The sequence below is a fragment of the Cytophagales bacterium genome, assembly GCA_033344775.1.
GTDB lineage: Bacteria > Bacteroidota > Bacteroidia > Cytophagales > Cyclobacteriaceae > JAWPMT01.
Genome location: JAWPMT010000006.1, coordinates 210031 through 232472, shown reverse-complemented (window position 1 = coordinate 232472; position 22442 = coordinate 210031). Strand labels below are relative to the sequence as shown.

The 22442-nt window shown below is 42.1% G+C and carries 19 protein-coding genes; 3 read left to right on the top strand and 16 right to left on the bottom strand.

Annotation, left to right across the window (positions count from 1 at the left end):
- Nucleotides 1-23: 23 nt before the first annotated feature.
- From R8G66_30765 to R8G66_30755, 3 genes are read right to left on the bottom strand one after another with little or no spacing between them, the layout of a single operon-like run.
- Nucleotides 24-674: a hypothetical protein gene (locus R8G66_30765; GenBank protein MDW3196798.1), complete on the bottom strand. Its 651-nt coding sequence runs from the start codon at nucleotides 672-674 to the stop codon at nucleotides 24-26.
- Between the two features lie 56 nt (nucleotides 675-730).
- Entirely contained in the window at nucleotides 731-1834 is a 1104-nt protein-coding gene (locus R8G66_30760; GenBank protein ID MDW3196797.1) for an acyltransferase family protein, read from the bottom strand.
- Nucleotides 1835-1858: 24 nt separating this feature from the next.
- Nucleotides 1859-2431 carry an ankyrin repeat domain-containing protein gene (locus R8G66_30755; GenBank protein MDW3196796.1) on the bottom strand — a complete coding sequence of 191 codons (573 nt, stop codon included), beginning with the start codon at nucleotides 2429-2431 and terminating at the stop codon, nucleotides 1859-1861.
- Between the two features lie 235 nt (nucleotides 2432-2666).
- Between R8G66_30755 and R8G66_30750 the strand changes: the two genes are divergently transcribed.
- Nucleotides 2667-5267 carry a helix-turn-helix domain-containing protein gene (locus R8G66_30750; GenBank protein ID MDW3196795.1) on the top strand — a complete coding sequence of 867 codons (2601 nt, stop codon included), beginning with the start codon at nucleotides 2667-2669 and terminating at the stop codon, nucleotides 5265-5267.
- 492 nt (nucleotides 5268-5759) lie between these two features.
- On the opposite strand, the gene ccsA is transcribed toward R8G66_30750, so the two are convergent.
- From ccsA to R8G66_30685, 13 genes are all read right to left on the bottom strand, one after another.
- On the bottom strand, nucleotides 5760-8867 hold the full coding sequence (gene ccsA / locus R8G66_30745; protein ID MDW3196794.1) for a cytochrome c biogenesis protein CcsA: 3108 nt from the start codon (nucleotides 8865-8867) through the stop codon (nucleotides 5760-5762).
- Between the two features lie 27 nt (nucleotides 8868-8894).
- Nucleotides 8895-10397 carry an ammonia-forming cytochrome c nitrite reductase gene (gene nrfA / locus R8G66_30740; GenBank protein MDW3196793.1) on the bottom strand — a complete coding sequence of 501 codons (1503 nt, stop codon included), beginning with the start codon at nucleotides 10395-10397 and terminating at the stop codon, nucleotides 8895-8897.
- The gene (gene nrfH, locus R8G66_30735; protein MDW3196792.1) at nucleotides 10390-11001 is read right to left on the bottom strand and encodes a cytochrome c nitrite reductase small subunit; all 612 of its coding nucleotides are present in this window, start codon (nucleotides 10999-11001) and stop codon (nucleotides 10390-10392) included. Before nrfH ends, nrfA begins: the two co-directional genes overlap by 8 nt.
- A gap of 38 nt (nucleotides 11002-11039) precedes the next feature.
- Nucleotides 11040-12332 carry an alginate export family protein gene (locus R8G66_30730; protein MDW3196791.1) on the bottom strand — a complete coding sequence of 431 codons (1293 nt, stop codon included), beginning with the start codon at nucleotides 12330-12332 and terminating at the stop codon, nucleotides 11040-11042.
- A 683-nt stretch (nucleotides 12333-13015) separates the two neighbouring features.
- Entirely contained in the window at nucleotides 13016-13819 is an 804-nt protein-coding gene (locus tag R8G66_30725; protein ID MDW3196790.1) for a phosphatase PAP2 family protein, read from the bottom strand.
- 12 nt (nucleotides 13820-13831) lie between these two features.
- On the bottom strand, nucleotides 13832-15055 hold the full coding sequence (locus R8G66_30720) for a serine hydrolase domain-containing protein (protein ID MDW3196789.1): 1224 nt from the start codon (nucleotides 15053-15055) through the stop codon (nucleotides 13832-13834).
- Nucleotides 15056-15112: 57 nt separating this feature from the next.
- Entirely contained in the window at nucleotides 15113-16168 is a 1056-nt protein-coding gene (locus R8G66_30715; protein MDW3196788.1) for an acyltransferase family protein, read from the bottom strand.
- Between the two features lie 2 nt (nucleotides 16169-16170).
- The gene (locus R8G66_30710) at nucleotides 16171-16491 is read right to left on the bottom strand and encodes a VOC family protein (protein MDW3196787.1); all 321 of its coding nucleotides are present in this window, start codon (nucleotides 16489-16491) and stop codon (nucleotides 16171-16173) included.
- Between the two features lie 63 nt (nucleotides 16492-16554).
- Complete coding sequence (locus R8G66_30705) at nucleotides 16555-17139, bottom strand: ankyrin repeat domain-containing protein (protein MDW3196786.1); 585 nt, start codon at nucleotides 17137-17139, stop codon at nucleotides 16555-16557.
- Nucleotides 17140-17152: 13 nt separating this feature from the next.
- The gene (locus R8G66_30700; GenBank protein MDW3196785.1) at nucleotides 17153-17806 is read right to left on the bottom strand and encodes a hypothetical protein; all 654 of its coding nucleotides are present in this window, start codon (nucleotides 17804-17806) and stop codon (nucleotides 17153-17155) included.
- Nucleotides 17803-18306: an RNA polymerase sigma factor gene (locus R8G66_30695; GenBank protein MDW3196784.1), complete on the bottom strand. Its 504-nt coding sequence runs from the start codon at nucleotides 18304-18306 to the stop codon at nucleotides 17803-17805. The genes R8G66_30700 and R8G66_30695 overlap by 4 nt, the downstream gene beginning before the upstream one ends.
- 81 nt (nucleotides 18307-18387) lie before the next feature.
- Nucleotides 18388-18597 (bottom strand): helix-turn-helix transcriptional regulator, encoded by a 210-nt coding sequence (locus R8G66_30690; GenBank protein ID MDW3196783.1) that lies wholly within the window; start codon nucleotides 18595-18597, stop codon nucleotides 18388-18390.
- Nucleotides 18598-18600: 3 nt separating this feature from the next.
- On the bottom strand, nucleotides 18601-19158 hold the full coding sequence (locus R8G66_30685; GenBank protein MDW3196782.1) for a DUF2975 domain-containing protein: 558 nt from the start codon (nucleotides 19156-19158) through the stop codon (nucleotides 18601-18603).
- Between the two features lie 721 nt (nucleotides 19159-19879).
- Here R8G66_30685 and R8G66_30680 point away from each other — a divergent pair.
- Both R8G66_30680 and R8G66_30675 read left to right on the top strand, forming a co-directional pair.
- Nucleotides 19880-20104, top strand: coding sequence for a hypothetical protein (locus R8G66_30680; GenBank protein ID MDW3196781.1), 225 nt, complete (start codon nucleotides 19880-19882; stop codon nucleotides 20102-20104).
- A complete protein-coding gene (locus tag R8G66_30675) occupies nucleotides 20097-22442 on the top strand; it encodes a molybdopterin-dependent oxidoreductase (protein MDW3196780.1) in 2346 nt (781 codons plus the stop codon). The genes R8G66_30680 and R8G66_30675 overlap by 8 nt, the downstream gene beginning before the upstream one ends.

The following is a 22442-nucleotide window of genomic DNA, read 5'->3' as shown; positions in this document are numbered from 1 at the left end:
ATCCTGACCTGCCAGACTATTCCTTAAAAATTTATCCCAACGTAAATGTTTGGCTCAAAAAGAAAGTAGTCCTTCCATTTATTGTCCAATTCCTTAAACCCATCAGGAGCATTATTATCAAACATCCAATGCTGACAATGAACCTGAGGCTCTATGAAAAATCGATTTTTCTTACCAAAAGCTAGATGGTAGCCCAAATGGTAGGAATTATAAACTTTAAAATCCTTTCTGATTTTGTTTCCGTCCAGGTCCATGTAGGTCTGAAATTGTGGTAGCACCTCTACCGTTGCAAAAAGTCCCTTCCATAGCATTCGTTGGTAGGTTATACCTATTCCTCTTTCTCGTACATGTCCCGGATAGAATTCGCTTTCTGTTTCCAACTTATCTAAAAGACCATCCCACCATAGAATTCCCATGGGTTGAAACAATCGCCAGGAGGCAAATTTTAGCCCGATGATATTCTTATTATCCAGGTTACGTTTTATATGAAACTCTATGTGTTTCGTACTTTGTCGATCATCCCAGGACCCGGAGATAGCCTCTTCAGGAATAAAATAAGGCAAACTGAATCTCCACTTATGGGTTACTTCGGTTTCTTTACCCAATGATGAATTTTGCTGAGCAAATGCGCTCAGCGAGCATGAGAATAGAAGAATTGCAAATAGATTTTTCATGACAATAAATTTTATATCTGAGTTTTTGAAATGAATGTTTATTGAAAAGCGGTTCTTTAACGTGTGTATTTTGCGGCTTCCGCAAGAATTTTCGCTCCTCCAGGTTTTTTAAAGGTCCATTTTAAGCCGAAAAATGGCCTAAGAAGACCTATCCTCCTGATGATGAATTCATAAACCAGGCAGCTCACGGCACCGGTGAATAAGGTCAGTGATATGAATTTCAGCATAACTGGAATATCCAATGGGAGAATGATCATGGCCCCGGCATACATGACAAACATGTGAATGATATACACGGGGTATGCAGCCTGACTTAAATAGCCTAAAAAGTTGCTAGGCTTGTTCAGGTACTTGTAGCCGAATCCAAAGACCGAAAAGATCCAGCAATTGGATTCCACGGCCATGAGATAACCGGGAGCCTTCAAGTCGAATACCACCAACCTAATAATGTATAAGGCCACGGACATTCCCAGGTAAAGCCACCTCCATCTCAGTACAGTCTCCCAGAAAGTCTTTCCAGTATACACAAAAAGAAAGCCGAAAAAGAAAGCCAGTAAACCGAGGAAAAAGCCATGCCAGGTCTGCGCATACATTTCAAAGACCTGTGGCCGGATAACCATGGTTTCAAGGACAAAGAAGACCGATACGGACATAGGACCAATGGGATTGTTCATGAAGGCTGATAAAGCGCTCATAAACCTACCACCAGCTATGTTCTTCAGGCAGAAAAAAATTGGCAGAAGGATCAGTACGTAGACGAATATGTTTCCCAGGAACCATAAATGTGCCGGATGTGCATAATAACCCAAAGGCAGATTGTAGTATTTCTGAAAAACCAGAAAATGCAAGGGAACAATGGCTACCATGCCAAAGACGAAAGGAATTAGAATTCGCTTGGAACGCTCAAGCAACAGTTCCTTCCAGGTTCGCTTGCGGATGGCAAAATAAACGCCCATACCAGAAACATAAAAGAGGAAAGGAATTCGCCAAACATTCAGCATGGTCATAGGCTTCCACAAACTTTCCATCATCTCATCGCTCCTGATAAATCCTATTAACATGGCCCATGGCTGGAAAATTATCGCGACATGGTAGATGAGTAGAAGTCCTATCGCAATCACGCGCAGCCAGTCGATATCGTATCTTCTTTTCACGGTCATCAGATTAATTGATTTAATGATTGGTTACTGTAGCATCATGGCAATGACAGGACGGGTCTTTTCGAGCTGTTCCATATCGAGTTGCATGCCCAGCGGTGCTAACTGTTGCTGCATCATTTCATAGATCGGCTTGATCTCAGCAAATGGGCCCATCACAGTTTCTCTGGGAGTAGCCCCGAAATCATTCCTAATGGTCTTGTCAGCGTTAGCATCGATCAACAGTTGTACGATCTCCACCCTGCAAAAGAAAGCGGCAGAATGAAGCGGTGTGGTCCCATCATTATTAGAGATGGTTAAGTCTGCCCCAGCTTCGATCAGCGCTTTTGCAATCTCTATTTTATCAAATGTTGCCGCTGAGATGATGGGCGTCGACCCACTCATAGGTTCTATTTCATTGATATCCGAACCTGCCTTTATATGTTGTCTTACCACGTCCAGATTTCCTTCCAGCACCGCTGCATGAATACTCATTGCGGGTTTGTCAATCCCCGATTCATTTTTCTTTTGCGCATTAGTCTGGCTGCAAGCCGGTAAAAAAATGGGCACCAATACAAGGTTCATGAGTAGGCCGAGAGAGATATTCTTTAATGTTTTCATAGCTCAACTATTTTAAAATGTTTGATGTGATTAATTGATGATCACAAAGGTCAGGGAGGAGTGAAAGTGGGACCTATGAGTTATGAAGCCGAATCCATAAAGTTTGCGGAGGGCATATAAACTATGAAGCCAGGATATAAATCATGAAGCCATTGACTGGATTCTGACCGTATTTTGGGAAATACTAACCGTGTTCGTTTGCCATAAATATGACTAGTTTTAATCACCTTAAGCTATGTCAGACACACCTTTCAACGCCGAGGACTTTGTAGATCGGGCGAAATCCATCATCCTCGAAAACATCTCCAATGAACAATTCGGTGTTTCTGAACTGGCAGAGGCGATGCATACCAGCCGTTCCAACCTACTCAGAAAGATCAAGCAACAAACACAGCTTTCAGCGAGTCAGTTCATCCGACAGGTTCGGTTGGAAAAGGGCATGGAGATACTTGGACAGACTTCCCTGACAGTTTCAGAAGTCTCCTTCAAAGTTGGCTTTGCAAGTACCTCCTATTTTATCAAATGTTTCCGGGAACACTATGGATATCCACCTGGCCAAGCAGGTAGAAGAAGAGAGGTTGATAAAGATCCGGGAGACTCCTCTGCAAGGCAACGACAATTGGTCGCCATCATGTTTACTGATATTGAAGGGTACACAGCCCTCATGCAGAGGGATGAAAAGAAAGGTATTGACTACAGGGAACGACATAGAAAAATTTTTGACACGACAACCAAAAAATACAATGGGCGAATTCTGCAGTATTATGGTGATGGTACACTTAGTACATTCCCTAGTGCAATTGATGCCGTGAAATGTGGCATTGAAATGCAGCTTGCTTTTCGGGAGGAACCTAGTATTCCGATTCGAATTGGCATTCACTCAGGCGATACGATCATCACTGATGAAGAGATCATCGGGGACAGTGTAAATGTTGCTGCGCGCATTGAAGCACTTGCCCAGTCAGGTAGTGTGTATATCTCCGACAAGGTGTATGACGAAGTGAAAAATCAAGATGACCTTCGCACTGCATCCATGGGGGTTCATCAATTGAAAAATGTCACAAGACCTGTGGAAGTATATGCTGTTTCCAATGATCAATTGGGTGCTATTGAGCCAGGGAATGCCAGCGTTACGAAAGGCAATCCGATGGTGAAGTGGCCGGCAATTGCAGCAACTGTACTTCTACTTGGGATCCTGATCTACTCTATTGTCGTATTCAATGGAAAACCGGGATCAGATTCAGTTGCCCAGTTAGGTGATAAGTCCATCGCCGTATTGCCGTTCAAAAACGAGAGCAGTGATTCTTCAAATCTCTATTTTGTAAATGGGCTCATGGAGTCCACGCTAAACAACCTTCAAAAGATCAAAGAACTACGGGTCATCAGCAGATCATCGGTTGAGAAATACAGAAATACCAATAAAACCATTCCGGAAATAGCCGAGGAACTCAACGTCAGTTACTTTGTAGAAGGTAGTGGCCAGAAAATTGGTGACCAAATACTGCTCAATATCCAGTTGATTGAGGCTTCAACTGATCGACATCTTTGGGCCGAGCAATATAACCGGGAAGTCGTTGACATTTTTGAATTGCAGAATGAAGTGGCTCGAAACATCGTCAGCTCCATTGAAGTCATTGTAACTCCATCGGAACTTGAACTAATAGAGAAAAAACCCACTGAAAACCTGGTAGCCTATGATTATTACCTGCAGGCGCTTGGTCCTTTGAATTCACGAACACATGATGGACTTAATCAAGCAATTGGTTTACTTGAAAAAGCGCTGGAAGAAGATCCTGAGTTCTCCTTAGCTTATGCCAATATCGCTATATCCTACTATCTGCTTGAAATGTCCCAGCTAGAGAAACAAAATACTGAAAAGATCAATAGTTATGCAGACAAGGCCTTATTATATGATTCAAAATCCGCCGAGAGCCTGATCGCCAAGTATTTTTACTACGTACAAACAGAGGAATACAGACTGGCCCTGCCCCATCTGGAAAAAGCGCTGGAGTATCATCCTAATTCATCTTTTGCCATACAGATGCTGGCTGATTTCCATTTTCGAATTGTTCCCAACTCTGGTAAATACCTGGAATACGCTTTGAAAGGGGTGCAGCTTGATGTGGCAGCCTATGATTCTATTACCCTAAGCTATCACTACTTAAACCTGAGCAATGCCTTCATCCAGAATGGTTTTGTGGATGAAGCGAATATTTACATCAATAAATCACTAAACCACTTTCCAGCGAACTATTGGGCGCCCTACGTAAAGGCCTTAATCATGTATGCCAGGGAATCTGATATTGAACAAACCAAACAATCATTAAAAAAGGAATGGAAAAAGGACACCACCAGATTGGACATCTTGCAGGATGTGGCGAAGTTCTACTTTCTCAAGGAGGATTATGATAGTGCCTTTTATTTCTACCAGAAATTTGTGACTGCCAGAGCAACAAATAGACTGAATATTTACCCACAGGAAGATATTAGGATTGGTATCGTGTATGAGAAAATGGGCCTGACGGAACAAGCGAAGGACTTTTACCAATCATATGCGGACTACTGTGATAATGACCAATCCATCTACAAGAGCGCGAGCCTTGCTGCGAAGTATGCCCATGAGGGTGCAAGTAACCTGGCCATTGAACAACTAAACATCGTCGCGACACAGGATGACTTTCCATACTGGATGCTCGTATACCTGAAAGTTGATCCGCTCCTGAGTTCCTTGAAAGACCGGCCTGCATTTGATGAGGTCATGCAAAAAATCGAGGATCGTTTCTGGGAAAATCAGTCCCGGCTAAAAGTGTCGCTGGAGGAAAAAGGACTGATTTAATGGAAAGGAATTGCTCATTGCGATCACGATAAAAGATCACACAAACACTTATCTAGCTTATACTTTTTTGAGGAGCGCTAGCAACCCGAGGTATTTACCTATGTTAGGATCACGAATTGGCCACGCCTAGTGGGCCGTGTCCAGTGCATCGGCCTGGCCGCCCATTAACTCAATTCAATTAAAAAAGCTGACCAGTATTATCGCCAGGGTCAATTGCATAATTCTCCAAACTCTTATCCATTCAATTGAAACGAATTATCCAAGAAAGTTCGAAAGTCGGGCCTGCCCGACGGAAGGCGTTATTGTTCTCTTAACCTCGAACAGTATCCTCTTAAAAATGAAACAGCCGTTAACTCAAGTGTATTTACACTACGTTAACGGCTGAAGTCGGGATGACAGTCCGACAAAATCCTTTGTAATATATTGATATACAAATAGTTACAAATGCACTTTCAAAAGACGCACGCTTGGGATTGCTTCTCAAACCCGAATCTAGACCCGGATCAATTGATCTCTCCGGAAGTAAGACCACATTCCTACAGCCAGCACCATAAAGATGACCCAGTAAACAAAGTTTGGAATCGGCAGCGGATCACCTGCGGCATAGGAATGAAGACCAGACAGATAATAATTGACCCCAAAGGAGGTCATGATAATCGAGAAAAAGGAAACTACACTCGCGAGGCTAAAGGCGTAGGGCCCTCTTAGGGTTGGAACGAGCCGCATGTGCAAGACCACTGCATAGACAATGATTGAAATCAGCGCCCAGGTTTCTTTTGGGTCCCACCCCCAATATCTGCCCCACGATTCATTGGCCCATACGCCACCCAGAAACGTCCCGACGGCCAGCATGAACAAGCCAATCGTCATCGATAATTCATTGATGTAAGTCAATTCTTTTATCGGTTTAGTGAGGCCAGGATGTTTGATGATCATGAAAATGAGCACCAGTAGCCCAAGCAATGCAGAAAGCGCCAAGGGTGCGTAACTGCTCACGATGATCGCTACATGTATTTTTAACCAATAGGACTTGAGTACGGGAACCAGACTGGTGATCTCAGGGTTGAGCCAATCCAAAAAGGAAACGAAGAGTAAAGTACCTCCGAAAATAGCCACCACCGGCAAGATGAAATCGCTTTTTCGGCAAAAAATAAAGCCAAAGAGAAAAAGCGCCCAAGTGACCAAAATAATCATTTCATAGCCGTTACTCCACGGTGGGTACCCACCGGCATACCAACGAAGAATGATATTGGCAGTAAGCGCAACGGATGATAAAGCGGTCAACGTTACACCCGTGAAATAAGCAATCTTGAGTGCACGAGATTGAAAGAAAACACGGAAAAGGGCCATAACTAATAAGTACAACCCGAGCATCCAGAAAACAGGAAAAAGTCGATTATAAATGTTCAGTTTATTATAAAGCAGTTCTGCCTTCACACTACTTCCATTCGGAATGATTGCTGCACCCATTTTATTTTGAAAGGTGCGAATGTATTGCAGCTTGTTGTTGGCTTCCGTCCAGTCTTGATTCAATTGAGCTTCCTGAATATCCTGATAGTAGATATTCAGAATATTACGAACAAACAAAGAATCGTCTTTTTTGAAACCTGCCCGTTGAAATTCACTATTGAACCACTTATTGTCCTCGGCTTCAGGCTGTGGGAACACTTTCAGGTAATTGCCGGTCAGTGCCTGGTATAAGATATTGAACCGTTCATCAACCTTGATCAATTCCTTGTCCTGTTCAGATCGTTCAGCAGGTTTTTTGCGGAGGGCGGTTTGCACGGCTTCCATTAAGCGATAAGTGCCATGTTCGTCAATCAACTCCTGAAAACTTAGCAAGTTCCGATTTTCGATCTTCAACATTTCCAGCAGAACGCGTCCTTTTTCTTCGTCCACCTTGATCAACGGCATGTCTTTCCATGCGAAGGGGTTTTGATGAATAGAAAGAAACACCTGATCACTGTTGAGGCGCTCCGAATGGTCTTCGTTTTTTAAGGTGTAGCTTGTTTTTCGAGTCAGTTTGCGCAGGAATTCGGAGGCGAGTGTGTTGATGGGTTTGACCCTTCCATCCATGTCCTGGACCATTAATTTCCCAAAACTGGCCGCATGTTGCGCATCAATTACAAAACTGAACTCCACTTTTTTCAGAGTTTCCTCGTCATTTGCCTGCAACCCCAGTGGAATGATCATGATCAGCACTGCAGCGGTAGCCGTTTTGAGCTTGTTCAGTTTTTTACTTACTTGTCTGAATCTGGAGTTTCGACCAAAAAGGGTAAATAGCATGCCCAGTCCCATCAGTAAATATCCAAGGTAACTTATTTGAGTACCCCAATAATCCCGATTCACAGAAAGTACCGTCCCCAATTCATCCAAATCATAGGAAGCCTGAAAAAAACGATAACCGCGGTGGTCCAGTACATTGTTCATCGAAATGCGAACTGGGATGTCTCCTTGAGGGTCTTTTACAAGTAATTCACTGGCATAAGAGGATGGGCTCACCGAGCCCGGATACCTTTTCAGTTGAAAATCCCTGAGGTGTAGTTCAAAAGGCAAGGTGATCAACTTGGGGCCATAAGAGGTGTTCACCTGATAGTCACCGATATGGGCTTCCTGTATGGGGCTATATACACCATCGATCGCTGCCAAAATGATGTCCCTTTGTTGCTGCTCAGTTCTTAATGTCAAAAACAGTAGATCTGCAGCACTTTGCGTCTGTTCTTTATCCTCTGTGGTTTGGTAGGCCAGTGTTTTTCCCTGATGCACTTCACTTAATACAAAATTCAGGTGATCTGACTGGTACAAGGCTCGTAATTGCAGTGTATCGGTTACTGCACTTTCCAATATTTCCACCTGCTGGGTGGACATCACCATGTAGTTAAAGGTTTCGGGCGAGTCGATCAGAAAAAGGTCATTCTCCTGAGTAATGTTGATAGCTCCGGGCTTTTGCTTGTTCAGCGTGAACTCATGTCCATTAATGAAGACGCTACCCCCCTTTTCCAGATAGAAGCTTTTTCTGCCTTCCTTTACCACAGCGACCAGTTCGATCACAGACTGTTCAGGCATCCCCTCGATCAGTGTTTGCACGGCATCAGGCACAAATCCTGTAAGCTCCACCTGCAGGGGAGTATCGGCATTCCCGGTCTGAATGGTCAGGTCTGGTTGTTGTAATCGTGTCGCCCTGATGGGCTCAACCTGAGACCAATGCTGATCACCAAAGTGGACTTCAAGGTTAAAATACCGTTCCTGGGAAATCACGGTATTGGATTGTTGTCCTTCCCTGATTTGTATGAGTCCTTCGTATCCCGTATACCGCGTGACTGCCGCGCCAATAAGGATAATGATAAAAGCGATATGGAAAAGAAGAATATTAAATTTCTCCCTTCTCAAAAGCCTGTACTTGACAATATTCCCCAAAAAATTAATCGCCAGGATCAACATCAGTACCTCAAACCACCAGGCATTGTAGACCATCCCCCTTGCAGCAGGGGTACCAAAATCATTTTCCAGAAAAGTGGCAACGGCCATGGCCACACCAAAAGCAATCAACGCCAACAATGTCAATTTACTGGAGAAGAGAAAAGCAGCTATTTTTTTCATCACAGTGTCGCTAAAAACTGACATTCGTTAATTCTGTGAGACCGTTTTCACTTCCATCTTGTCCTCACGCTCCTTAGCTTCCTCCAGCCATTTGGGAATGATATTTTCCTTAAATACGGCTTTCTCTTTTTCTAGCTTTTCCATGTCTAATCCGGCAAATGCCTGGGCCTTTGCTTTGGTAGTAATATCAGGATAAGGCACTTCATCCGTGAATCCGAGATCTGCCAACAGCCTTGCCAATTTTACACGAGCTTCCTGCGCAGTTGCCGTGGCGGAAGACACAATACGGCTTACTTCAACCGGCGCATGGAAAGAACCTCCATGTGAGGCTACAGAATAGTCCCACCGCCATTGCGCATGACGAATATCTGTGAGAATAGCGGCCATTTGTTCCTCGGTAGCGCCCAGGTCCCAGGCTTTTCTTGCTTCCACATGGGCCCTCACGATCAATTTCTCCAGTTCAAGCTGTGTCTTCTTGATCTTCTTCTGTTTGTCATAAACATTGGCAATGAGTTCATTTTTATCCTGTCGGTGACAGACCTGACATGAATTGGCCGGGTTAGCCAATGGAGAACGAATATGGTGATCTGTAAATTTTTGTCCACCTTCCGTTTTATACGGCATGTGGCAATCAGCGCAAGAAACCCCTCGTTTGGCGTGAATACCTTGTTCAAAGAGTTCGTATCCTGGGTGTTGTGCTTTCAACATGGGCGCCTTACTGATGGCATGGGTCCAGTCTTTGAACTCCAGATTGTCATAGTACTCCTCCATCGCTTCAACACTCATGCCGTCTTTCCACGGGAAGGTCAGATAGGGTACGCCTTCCTTTCCAGGTGTGTTCTTATTGAAATAATATTCCACGTGGCATTGTGCGCAGACCAGTGAACGCATTTCCTGGTGGGTAGCCTGGTCAATCTCTTTCCCCATGGATTGGAACGCCTCAATCAAAGCAGGTCGGGAGATTTGCAAGGACATGGTCTTTGGATTGTGACAGTCGGCGCAACCAATCGGATTCACTACTTCTGATCCATTGTCCGCCCACTTACCTGAATAGAATTCCTCTATGCCAATTTCATTCATTAAACGCGGTACATCCGGGCTTTTACACGACCAGCAGGTACTTGGCATCGGTCCGGTCCCCGGACCTGTAGGGCCTCCTGTTCGTAGCGTATTTTGTAAGTCTTCAATGGCATAGCCATGGCCACGGGGCTGATTGTAGTCTTTAGCGAAGCCATATCCTGCCCACAACACCACTAATTCCGGATTTTCCTCCAGGGCGTCTCTTAGCTTTGAACCATTGAGATAACTGGAGAAGGATGTATCACGTGTTTGCATGAAAGATTGATACTGGCGAGGGAAGTTCTCTCCCCAAACTTCATTGCGAGGTTCATTCTCAGAAATTTGTACTTGTGGTTGATAAGCAAACTGACTTTCAGCCTTTCTGCTTAAGATGCTATTGGCCAGAATACTCAATAGCAAGACAATTGCTACGGTGGCTCCAAATAATAACCAGTTTTTCGTACTATTCATCTTCTGTGGATTTAGGTTCTGTGGCTTCTTTCAGCCATTTGGGGATCAAAAGTTCTCGTTCCGTTTGGATAGGTATGGGTTCAATGTGATATCCGACAGAGGAAAGACTCCTCACCCGGCCATGTGGTGTTTCGCGATGGCACTCCCAACAGGTTCGTTCCAATCGGTCACTTGTATGGGTGGCAGTCCAGGACTGCATTTTCGCATCTGTTACCTGATCAACATGACATCTGATACAGTTATTCTGCACGGCTTCTCGACCAGCCTCATGCATCACAATGGCTTCAGGTTCCGCGCGTAGGGTATAGATCGTGGCATGATAGATCCCATCTTTCGCTTTGAATGCATATTGTTTTATGACATTATCATGGGGCACATGACAGTCGTTGCAGGAGGCCACCTCTCGATGTGAACTGTGATTCCAGGTGATGTATTGGGGGGTCATCACGTGACAATTGATACATGCACGTGGGTCATCAGTTAGATAGGAAGCTACATTGGCGACCTTGGCTATGTACGCACCCAATCCGAAAATGGCACCCAGCAGGACAATAACTACTGGTTTCCAGGATTTAGGTGGTTTTATTCGTTGAAACAGAGCCATACTAAAAGGTTTAAATTGTGCTGTTCATGCCAAATGCTTTATTGAAATGCTTTCACCACCACGGAAGGGTTAAAATCAATCATCGTCCAGATCCAGTTGTTCAAGCTGTTGGAATCTCCAGTGGACTTAATCAATTCCATAGATTCGGAAGCAAACATTTGAGAATACCCAAGATTAAATTTTACATCTTTCGTCATGGTGAGTGTGTAAACCAGATCAACTTCGGTTCCCAGGTATTTACTTTCTGAAATGGTCACATCCGAAGGGTTATACAGGTCGGCGGCACTTTGAAAAACATGGGTATTGACGACCAGAGATCCCTGCACACCTGCTTTAAACTTTGTTTTCAGATGGACATCCATGAGTCCTGAAATATTTGCTCCCTGCCCGTGAGGGTTGCCGACATAGAAATAATCCATGTATCCGTAAAACTTATGATTGGTGCCATACAAGGGGATGAAAGACTTGTCCTCTGAGTCCGTCGTAGATGTTCCAGACAGATAATCTATACCAATTGTGATAGGAGTAGCGGCAGTTTTGAACTTCAGATAAGCGGAAACGAAGAATGCGTTGACAGACACATCTCTGGCATTTTTACCCCCCTGATAGAAGAGTTCTCCTCCCCAGGCCAACCCACCTAAGTTACCAGTTCCAGTCAACCCATAGGTCTGGCGCATTGCCAATGATGAGTCTGCCTGTACCTGACGACCATCATTGTGAATGAGCAATGAAAGGTTGGTATCATTAAATCCCTTTTTCAGGTAAAGGAATTGGTTGGTTTTGTAGTTGTTTACGCCAGAGTAAAAGGTTTCAGAAAGAATGGCGGGCTCAAAGCCAACCTGATTAAAAGCGGCTCCCAGGTCTAACTGAAATTGGCTATTATCACTTTGGTAACGGAAGACCATCCCATCATGGCTTCTGCTTTGGGCAGCCCAACGAAGGTCTCCCAAAAAACGAGCATTATCATAGTCCCAGGCCATTCTACCAATTTTTAAGGACCAGGTATTTGAAAAACGGTAAAGGCCCCATGCTTCAAAGACATTGGTCACCACATTAGGATCCGTTTTATAGATTTGGCTGGTGCTACCCCAGATTCTCACATCCTGAAAATTGACCCGGACCCGAAATTTTTCCGTGTCGTAATCGGCAAACAATCTGGCACGTTGTTCTATGAAAAAGGCAGGCGATCTGTCATCTCCATTCAGTGTTTTAAAGCCATTTCGAAATTCCGCTCTGGGTCGAACTTGCGTACCAAACGTAAGCTGAGCAATAGTGGGGAATGAAATAAAGCTAAAAAAGAAAAGTAGGATTAGATGATTTATTCTGGTCATTCAAGTTTGGGTTAAGAAGTCAGAAGTGATCAATTACGTGGCCCAAAGAACTCGTTTTCAGCCCTTAGTCGATATGACAGAAATCAGTTTTTGAATTGATTTTGGTGGTTTTGAATTAAAAGTGTGAACGGCCTGATCGGCCCGCCCATTAACTCAATTCAATTAAAAAAGCTGACCAGTATTATCGCTAGGGTCAATTGCATAATTCTCCAAACTCTTATCCATTCAATTGAAACGAATTATCCACGAAAGTTTGAAAGTCGGGCCGCCCGACGGAAGTTGTTGTTCTCTTAACCTCGAACAGCATCCTCTTAAAAATGAAACAGCCGTTAACGCAAGTGTATTTACACTAGTCAACGGCTGAAGTCGGGATGACTGTCCGATAATACCCCTCGTAAATCATTGAAATACAGATAGGTACAAACTCATTTTTAAAAGACGTACCGAATAATGCACCTTTATTTTGAGACGGGGTAAATGAATTATGAACCTGAAATGTGCGCTTATTGGCTTGAATCGCATATTTAGCACTATCGGAAATTTGAATCGACCCGTAGTTTCTAATACTCAAGCATAGTTGAAGACCAACTCCAGCCCCGTACTCAAACTAAAGCTCACGATAGGCTCATTCCAGGACAGTTTCCCTGTTATATATATGCTAGTGAGTGCTATTCAAGAAGTATTTATGTAGCTAACTTTTGATGAATTCCTAATATAAAAAATGCAACAAAAGCACCAACTAGAGCACCAATCAAAACATCCGTAGGAAAGTGTTTACCTGATATGGTTCGGTAATAACATCCGAGTGAAATACTACTGACTGCAACGATCCAGATCAAGGGTTTTAGTTTACTCTGACCGTAACAACTACTATAAGAAAATGCGAAGAATGTAAAGCTGAAAGCAACAATACTGGCATCACCAGAGAAGAATGAGTTTAGAATATCGTAATCCACAATGTCTTCTAAAAATTCTTCTTTTGATTCGTCATTTAAGAATTTGACAGCATCATTTGACAAATAGGCAAATGGTCGATACCGATCGATTAATCCTTTTGCTAATCCAGTCATCGTTTCGGTCAAAACATATCCCTGGGAGAAAATGAAGAATAATATCAATCTTCCTTTTAAGCTTCCAATAAAAAGAAGTAAGGAAACTGGTATTAGATAGATTGCAACATTTTTAAATACTTTGCCTTTCCTCTTAGCCTCAAGATCCCATGTTCCGGCTAACTTTCTATCCAAGTAATTAATCTGATCAATTGACTTCTGATCCAGACTCCCAATGCTAAACTGGGTGTGATTTCTTTCCTTCTTTTTATGAAATTCAATGGAAGCATATGACAATCCGAAACAAATTAAACAGACTAAAACTTCTCGTTTAAGAGTCAGAGTCATGCCAGATGGTGCGGTCCAATAGTTTTTTTGTCTAGTTGTGAGTAACAGAATTACGATTGCGGAAACGATTAAGTAAATGATAGGTATCATATGCTATCGATATTAGTCCCCCGAGTTTCTAATTAGCTTACCATACTTCCATAGTTCATTATATATGTGATAGGTATCTCCTTCTCCTGTATTACTAAATACGATTATCCCAACTTCTTTTTGTAAATCACAAAACATATCAGCACTTACACCGTAATCACTACCGCCATGTCCCATTAAGGTGACATCTCTTTTTGTTGACCAGAAAATTCCAGAGTTCTTGTTAGGCTCTTCCAAATTGATGTTCTCAGGTTTGTTTGATTCATTAAACTGAAATCGTAACATTTCCCTGACCGTTTCCTCTTTCAATATTCTTGTCTGTTTGTATTCTCCTTCATTTAGCAGAGCCACAAAAAACCTGGATAGATCTGAAACTGAAGTACGGACCCCTCCGTCAGGGTATGTTGTGAGGCTATATAATGGGATTGTTATGACTGAATCTTCTACTAGTTCATATTGCACTGAATGATTGTCTACATCTACATCAGCTAAAGACCAGCCAGTATTGGTCATTTTCAATGGCTCAAAAATTTGATCTTTACCATATTCACCTAGTTTTTTCCCTGTCTGAAGTTCCACGATATAGCCTGCCAAGCCTGCTGCTATATTGGAATAATCACGATAAGTACCGGGCCTTTTGTCCAGGAAATTCTTCTCTGAGTAAAACTTGCCGGCTGGAGTATAATAGCTTCTTAAGAAGTCTCCCAAAGCTTCAGGTTCTTCGTTTTCAAAATTGTATGTCTTATCGTAGACATCATAATCATCAACCAAACTGGACGTGTGTGTTGCCAGATGCCTTAGCGTTATTTTTTCGTCGGGAAAATGGGGGTTGATAACTTTAAAGGGCAGGTAGTTATTAATATCCTCGTCTAAAGACACCAATCCGTCTTCTACAGCTTTCATCAGCGTAGCTCCCGTAAATGTTTTGCTTATGGATGCGATACACATTACCGTATTTGGCGTGAAAGCTATTTGCTTCTCTTTATCAGCAAAACCAAAACCTTTGATCCAAACCAATTCTTTGTCGACAATAATTGCAGCCCCTAAGCCGACTATTTGTTGCTTTTCCATTACCTGGAGAATGAAGCCGTCCAATGGTTTGGTTATAGAATCAACCAAATTAATTTTTGAGGTCTTTGGTGATTCTTCTTGGTTGGATTCTTTTTGCTTATCGCAGGCAAAAAAGGAAGTGATAAATACGAGAAAAAGACAAGTATTTCTTACTGTAATGTTCATGTTTTAGTAAAAGATTTTGAGTTTTTAATTGACTTTAAGTGCCACTTTCCTTTCCTGCTAAAGATTGGTTTTCAAACCAAATAAAGGCCTTAGCACTTTTACTCTTTTAATCACAAATTCATAAGAAGCGAGACTTCCAAGGCATGTTGCCAAGAGAACCAAAGTGAATTTCAAATACGGATTTAATGCTAAAGGGAAGATGACTAAGGAGGCCAGAAATAAGAAAATCATGTGAACGACATAGACCGGATATGCCGCCTGGTTTAAATACCTCAATGCTCGATTGGAATAATTCAGATACTTAAAACCGAAGGCTAAAATAGAATAGACCCAAAGGGTTGATTCAACGACCATAAGCATCGTATATCCTTGAATTTGATTTTGAAACAACCGATTTACATACAAGGAAATGGCTGATACTAAAAACAGCCACTTCCATTTGTAGATCATTTTCCAAAATGGATGACCAGTTAAGACAAAGCAAAACCCAAACATGAATGCGATCAGACCCAGAAAAAAACCATGCCACGTCATCGCATACATTTCGTAGATATCAGGTTGAAGTAGCAGTGCTTCAGCGATAAATACTCCTGTTACCAGCAATAAGCCTATGGGATTACTTATTACCGTTCTAATCCAAGTGGCTACTTTTCCTTCTGAATTGTTCTTCAGATAGTTGAAGATCGGTACTAGTATGATAACATAAATAAATATGTTACCTAGAAACCATAGGTGCGCCGGGTTAGGACTATAGTTGGTTTCAAAATTGTAGTACCTCTGCATCAGATACATTTGAATTGGGACGATTGTTAGCATTCCAAATACATAGGGAATAAATATTCGTATACTTCTCTCCTTCAGGAGTTGCTTCCAATTGCGATTTTGTAGCGCAAAATATACGCCCATACCAGACACGAAAAACAGCAATGGTATCCTCCAAACATTAAGCATAGTCATTAGTGGCCAAATGGAATCAATAGAGGTGCTATTCGTAATAAAACCGATCAATAAGCCCCATTTTTGAAATCCAATTGCAACATGATAAAGTAGCAGTAAGCCAATTGCTATTACACGCAACCAATCAATATCGTATCTTCTCGATTCCGTTAACATCACTAATCCTTCTGCCCAAATGTTAACAGGTTATTATCCGGATCCAATAATGAGAATTCTTTTTGACCCCAGGGTTTGGTTTCCAAATGTCCATTAGGATGAATCTCAGTATTGTTGTCGAGAAGCTTTTGATACAATTGGTCAATCTGGTTGGTACGTATGTACACCTGTCCATAGTTTTCTTTCGGATCAAGTGCTTTGAATTCAAAAAAATGAATCTCAATCTGATCTTTCACAACCATCAAATACTGTGCATAGTCTCCAATTTCCTGAAAACCTAGCTGGTTTACATAATAATCTCTAGTGGCCGATTTGCTACGCATTGGCAATTTTGGATTGATAGCGGTTAGCATTGTGTTGTATTCATTTTCATACTAACGGGAAACCTATTTGAGAAGGGAGGCAATTTCTGGTCTGGTCTTTTCAAGATATTCAAAGTCTAGTTTTAAACCCATTGGTTGAAGCATTTGACCAAGCATTTCATAAGAAGGCTTAACACTTTCAAATGAACCAGCTACAGCATCATAAGCAGTCTGGTTGTATCTGTTTTTTAAGGTCATATCTGCTTTTTTATCTATTAACATCTTAACTATTTCAGGTCTACAAAAGAAAGCGGCAGTAATTAATGCAGTGGAGCCATCATTGTTCTGCAGGTTTAAATCAGCACCAGCCTGAATAAGCATTTTTGCTATTTCTTTTTTACCAAACAACGCCGCGCTGATTAAAGGACTTGAACCACCGATCCTTTCTATTTCATTTAGGTCAGAGCCGGCTTCAATATGTTCTTTAACTACTTCACGATTGTCAGTTAGTACAGCCGTATGTATGTCAATATTTGGCGCTCGCATCCCGGATTTGGCACTGCTTTGAGCTGATGCTTTGTTCTCTTTGCAAGCAGCCAGAGATAATATGAAAGCACAGAAAGTTAATTGTATGATCCAGTCAATGTGCAGTCTGTTTCTGTTTTTCATGGTCAGGTTTCATTTAGTTTTCAAGTAATTTGATTTTATTTAAAAGCTCCATCGATTCCATAAGTGGTGTCCATTCTTTTCCATTAAAAATCAGACGAAACCATTTCTTATTTCTATTCTCATATTTAATGTTGAAGAAGAGCCAAACCGCCGTGATAGTGAATAGCATTGTTACTGTTCCCTGCAAAATCCATAGAAACCAGTTTCCATTCTCAAGCATGCTCACATTCCAATAAAAAGTTGTCCATAATGGCAATTGCAAAAACAGTATGCGAGTTACCCAAAGTGTAGACGTTTTGAGGCTTACTAAATCTCTTTGAGTTTTAAGAATGGTTGCTGAAAGATTGATGTTATAAATTCCAATCAATTGATGAATATAGACGATCAAAGCAATGAGGGTAATTAGTACTTGTAGTGCAGCCGAGACAAGGAAAAATCCACTTGTTTGTTCAAAAGAATTTAAGAATAAATTGCTTAATACATACGTTCCTACCCCAACCCAAAGACATCCGACTAGAGTAGCGAAAATTTTAAGAGGCTTCATAGATGCTACATAATGTTGCAATCTTGACCGCTTAATTTCTACAGATTGTGGAATGTTCAAACTTTCCTCTAAACGCTCATTAGAGGTTTCCCAAAGTGCTTTTAATTCTAGTTCTTGCATCATTTCAATTTTGAGAATTTTCTTTTTAAATCACTTTTAATTCTACCTATTTTGGTGCCAACGTTACTTTTTGTCAGTCCCAAAATATTGCTGATTTCCTCATATTTTTTACCTTCCAAGTAGAGGAGCATTAGTGCTTTGTCAAATTCATCTAACTCCTGAATAAAGTTTTCTAACAAAGTCAGTTGATGTTCTTTGTCAACTTCGCTGGATTCATCAGTTTCTTGAATTTCATCATCCAGTTTCACAGCATTTAGTTGCCTCTGCTTGTCTTTTCTATAAAAGGAGATCGCAGTATTTATAGCTATTCTGTAAAGCCAGGTAGACATTTTGAATTCTGGTTTGTACTTTGTCAGAGATAGCCAAATTTGAATTCTGATCTCTTGAATTAAGTCCTGCCTTTCTTCCGACCTTTGGCAGTATGTTCTAGCGACTTTGATCAAAATCCCTTTATGACTTTCTAAAAGGCGACTAAACTGTTGACTCTTACTAATATCATTCATTTGCGTACTGCATGTTCCTGAATACTATCTGCGGATTATTCGCAGACGTCTTTAAAAAGTCACAGTTTTTTTTAAAAAATTTTATTCCTCCCTTGAGTATTCCAACAAATCCCCAGGTTGACAATCTAAAGCTTCGCAGACGGCATTGAGCGTGCTAAAGCGAATCGCCTTTACTTTACCAGTTTTGAGCTTGGACAGATTAGCCAGAGAAATATCTACCTTTTCCGAAAGTTCATTCAATGACATTTTACGCTTTGCCATCATTACATCCAGGTGAACAATAATTGCCATTATCTATACTGTTTCTTCTAATTCTTCCTGATACTCAACCCCTTTCGAGAAAATAATGGCAATGACATAGACAATTGCTGCCATCAGAATAAATGCCTGACTATCAGGCCAGAATTGGTTAAGTATGTCAATACTATAACCACGGCTTTGTAATTGCTGAACTGTTTGCCGTGCTACGAAGCTGAATACTCCAATGGAAAGGGTGTAGTAACTGATTTGCGAAATCTGTTTGGAAACAAAACGGTTGAATGGTTTTGACAAATCAATTTTGGTGACCAACCTGACGACTATTTGAAACAGATGTGCTTTCAGAATCGCGATTACCAATACAAAGCTATAAATACCGTAAAAAGCCCATTTACTTCGCTCATGCATTTCGCTTAAATCCAACTTCTTATAAAGTTTTCCACTCAATTCAGGACGAACAAGACTGGAAACAAAATTTACAATCCAGCCACCAACCTCGATGCATAGCCCAATGAAGATGACCCATGCGATCAACTTTAGACCTTTAAAAATCAAATTGTTTAGTTCGGGGTGTATTGATTTCTTTCTAATCATACAGCAATTATAGATAAATATTTATCGATAAACAATAAATATTTATCTATAATAAACATTTCTGATGTTGAGAAGAAAAGGACAAAATCCTGGAGGCCCGAAAAATGTTACCTGAATTTAGGGTGTGCAAGTTGTCTGTATTGGATCATGGATCACTTGGCAGTGAACTTCAAATAAAGTCGCTGCTTTAAAAATGCTAGTTCGAAATTTCCATGCTCTAATCCACTTGATTGTCAACTAATGGCCTGGCTTATCGACCTATAGTAGTTACCATAAAAAAGTATCTTTTAGAGCTAACTGACTTACAATGATTCACAAAACAACCAAACAAAAACCATCTTTTATCTGAACGGGGTAAATGGATTATAACCCTGAAATGTGGGTCTAGTGACTAGAATCGCACATTTTTATGCAATCCTAAAGCTAATGCCTAACCCAATTTCACCGCTTCACCGAGAAACGGCTGCTGATAAAGACGCTTGTTTGTAGCCCTATATCGCATTGGCCAGGGCTGCGAAGATCTGAGGGAAAGAAGGCTCACCCATCCCTGCCTGATCAATTTCATTTTTCCAAAATAGCATCAATTTTCTTAGGGATCTATTTTAATCACGTACTCCACTAACATGATAAATATCATAAATAGTCATGACTTACATAATGAAGATATAGTGATAAAGAACTTATCTCTGCTTCAGATAAGACTTTCAAAAGATTAAACCCAATGCCTGTTAAGAGTTATATCATAGTTCCGCACACGGACCAAAAGCAACAATTGGTGGCTGAAATCAGAAAGATATCTAGTTGTGAGATATACCCGGCGGAAAATCAGGAAGTATTGGTTTTGATAACGGATACCTCAAATGAGGACGAGGAACAGCAACTCTACAGGAATGTGGAAAACAATAAAAAAATCAGACACATCACGTTAGTCTCAGGCTATGAATGAAACCTTAGATAAGTCGAAACTTGACAGAAGGCAATTCTTGAGAATGGCCGCAAAAGCCTCGGCTTTCGTAGCGGCAGCCGCTATGTTTCCGGGTATCGTATTTGCTGAAGAACAGGAAAAGGGCTTGCCTGCTGGCGATATTACCTGGAAAAAGTCTCCTTGCCGGTTCTGTGGCGTAGGATGTGGCTTGCTTGTAGGAATCCAGGACAAAAAGGCCGTAGCGGTGAAGGGTGATCCACAAAGTACCGTCAATAAAGGGCTTTGCTGTGTCAAAGGGTATCACTCAGTGATGTCCTTATATGGGAAAGACCGGCTTACCAAACCTCTTGTACGTAAGAATGGTCGAATGGTGGAAACGTCAATGGAGGAAGCTTTGGACCTGGTGGCTTCCAAAATGCGAGAAGCTATTCGCGATTACGGGAAGGACTCAGTGGCCTTGTATGGCTCGGGACAATGGACCATTCCAGATGGCTATGTGGCCTCCAAGCTTATGAAAGGGGCCATTGGTACCAACAATCTGGAGGCGAATGCAAGGTTGTGCATGGCCAGTGCGGTAACCGGTTTTTTGACCACTTTCGGTATGGATGAACCCATGGGCTGTTATGAAGACATTGATCATGCAGATGTTTTTGTGCTTTGGGGAAACAATATGGCGGAAATGCACCCGGTATTGTTTTCGAGGTTATTGGACAATCGCCTCAATCGGAAAAATGTCAAGATCATTGATCTGGCAACCCGTACAACCCGTACCAGCGTAGCGGCGGACCGTTCTATTCTTTTCAAGCCACAAGCCGATTTAGCTGTGGCCAATGCGATTTGCCATGAGATAGTGAAAAATGGCTGGGTTAATACGCGTTTTGTAGAAAAACATACCACGATTAAAAAAGGTAAAACCAACATTGGCTATGGTCTTGAAGATGGTTTTCAGTTTAAGGACGAAACCAGCAATATTGATTTTGATCAATACAAGGACTTTTTGGAAGACTACAAACCTGAATCCATTCAGGAGCTTTCGGGAGTTTCTGCCCAAGATCTGAAATACCTGGCTTCACTTTACGGCAATCCCAACCTGAAAGTCATGTCCTTTTGGTGCATGGGTGCCAATCAGCATACACGAGGTACCTGGATCAACAACCTGATTTACAATATTCACCTGCTTACTGGTAAAATTTCTACCCCGGGAAATAGTCCTTTCTCTCTAACGGGGCAACCAAGCGCCTGCGGAACGGTGAGAGAAGTGGGAACACTGACCCACAAATTGCCACATGGGGTGGTGATGAATGAAAAATCACGACAGAAGGCCGCAGAAATATGGCAGGTTCCTGTTGAGAACATACCAGCAAAGCCCACCTATCATACCGTAGAGATGTTCCGAGCATTGGACAGGGGCGATCTGAAGTTCATGTGGATACAGGTCACCAACCCGATGGTAACCATGCCCAAGCTCAGTCGTTACCGGGATGGTGCTTTAAAAGATGACAGGTTTGTGGTGGTTTCAGATGTATATCCCACACCCACTACCGCAATCGCTGATGTGATCCTGCCCTCCGCCATGTGGATTGAGAGAGAAGGTATGTTCGGCAATTCAGAGCGAATGACCCAACATTTTGAACAGATGTTGGAACCACCAGGTGAGGCAATGAGTGATACCTGGCAACTGATAGAAGTAGCCCGACGACTAGGCTTTGAAAAGCTATTCCCCTGGTCCGAAGAAAGTCACATCCAAGAAATATGGAAAGAATATGGCCGCTTCCATGAAGGACCGAAACATGGTATGGCACCCTATGAAGTACTAAAATCCCAACCGGGAGTCCAATGGCCATTTTTCGAAGGGAAAAGTACCAAATGGAGATTTAATCCGACATATGATCCAGCTTGTTCGCGAGAAGGATTTGACTTCTATGGCAAACCGGATGGAAAAGCCTGGATCCTGGCAAGGCCTTACGAGGCGCCACCCGAAATACCTGATCAGGAATATCCTTTCTGGTTGAATACAGGTCGGGTAGTTGAACATTGGCATACAGGGTCAATGACCAGAAGGGTTTCCGTGCTGCATCAGGCGGTTCCGAATAGTTATGTTGAGTTACATCCCGAAGATGCGCGACGCATGAACATCCGTACCGGAAACCTGGTGAAGATAACGTCACGAAGAGGAGAGATCGTGATGCCTGCCTCAGTTGATGAACGAGGAAAACCGGCTCAGGGACATGTGTTTGTGCCCTTCTTTGATGAGCAATTCCTGATCAACGAGCTTACGCTGGATGCTTTTTGTCCCATTTCGAAGCAGCCGGATTATAAAAAATGTGCAGTTAAGGTAGAAAAATACAGCGGTGTTTAG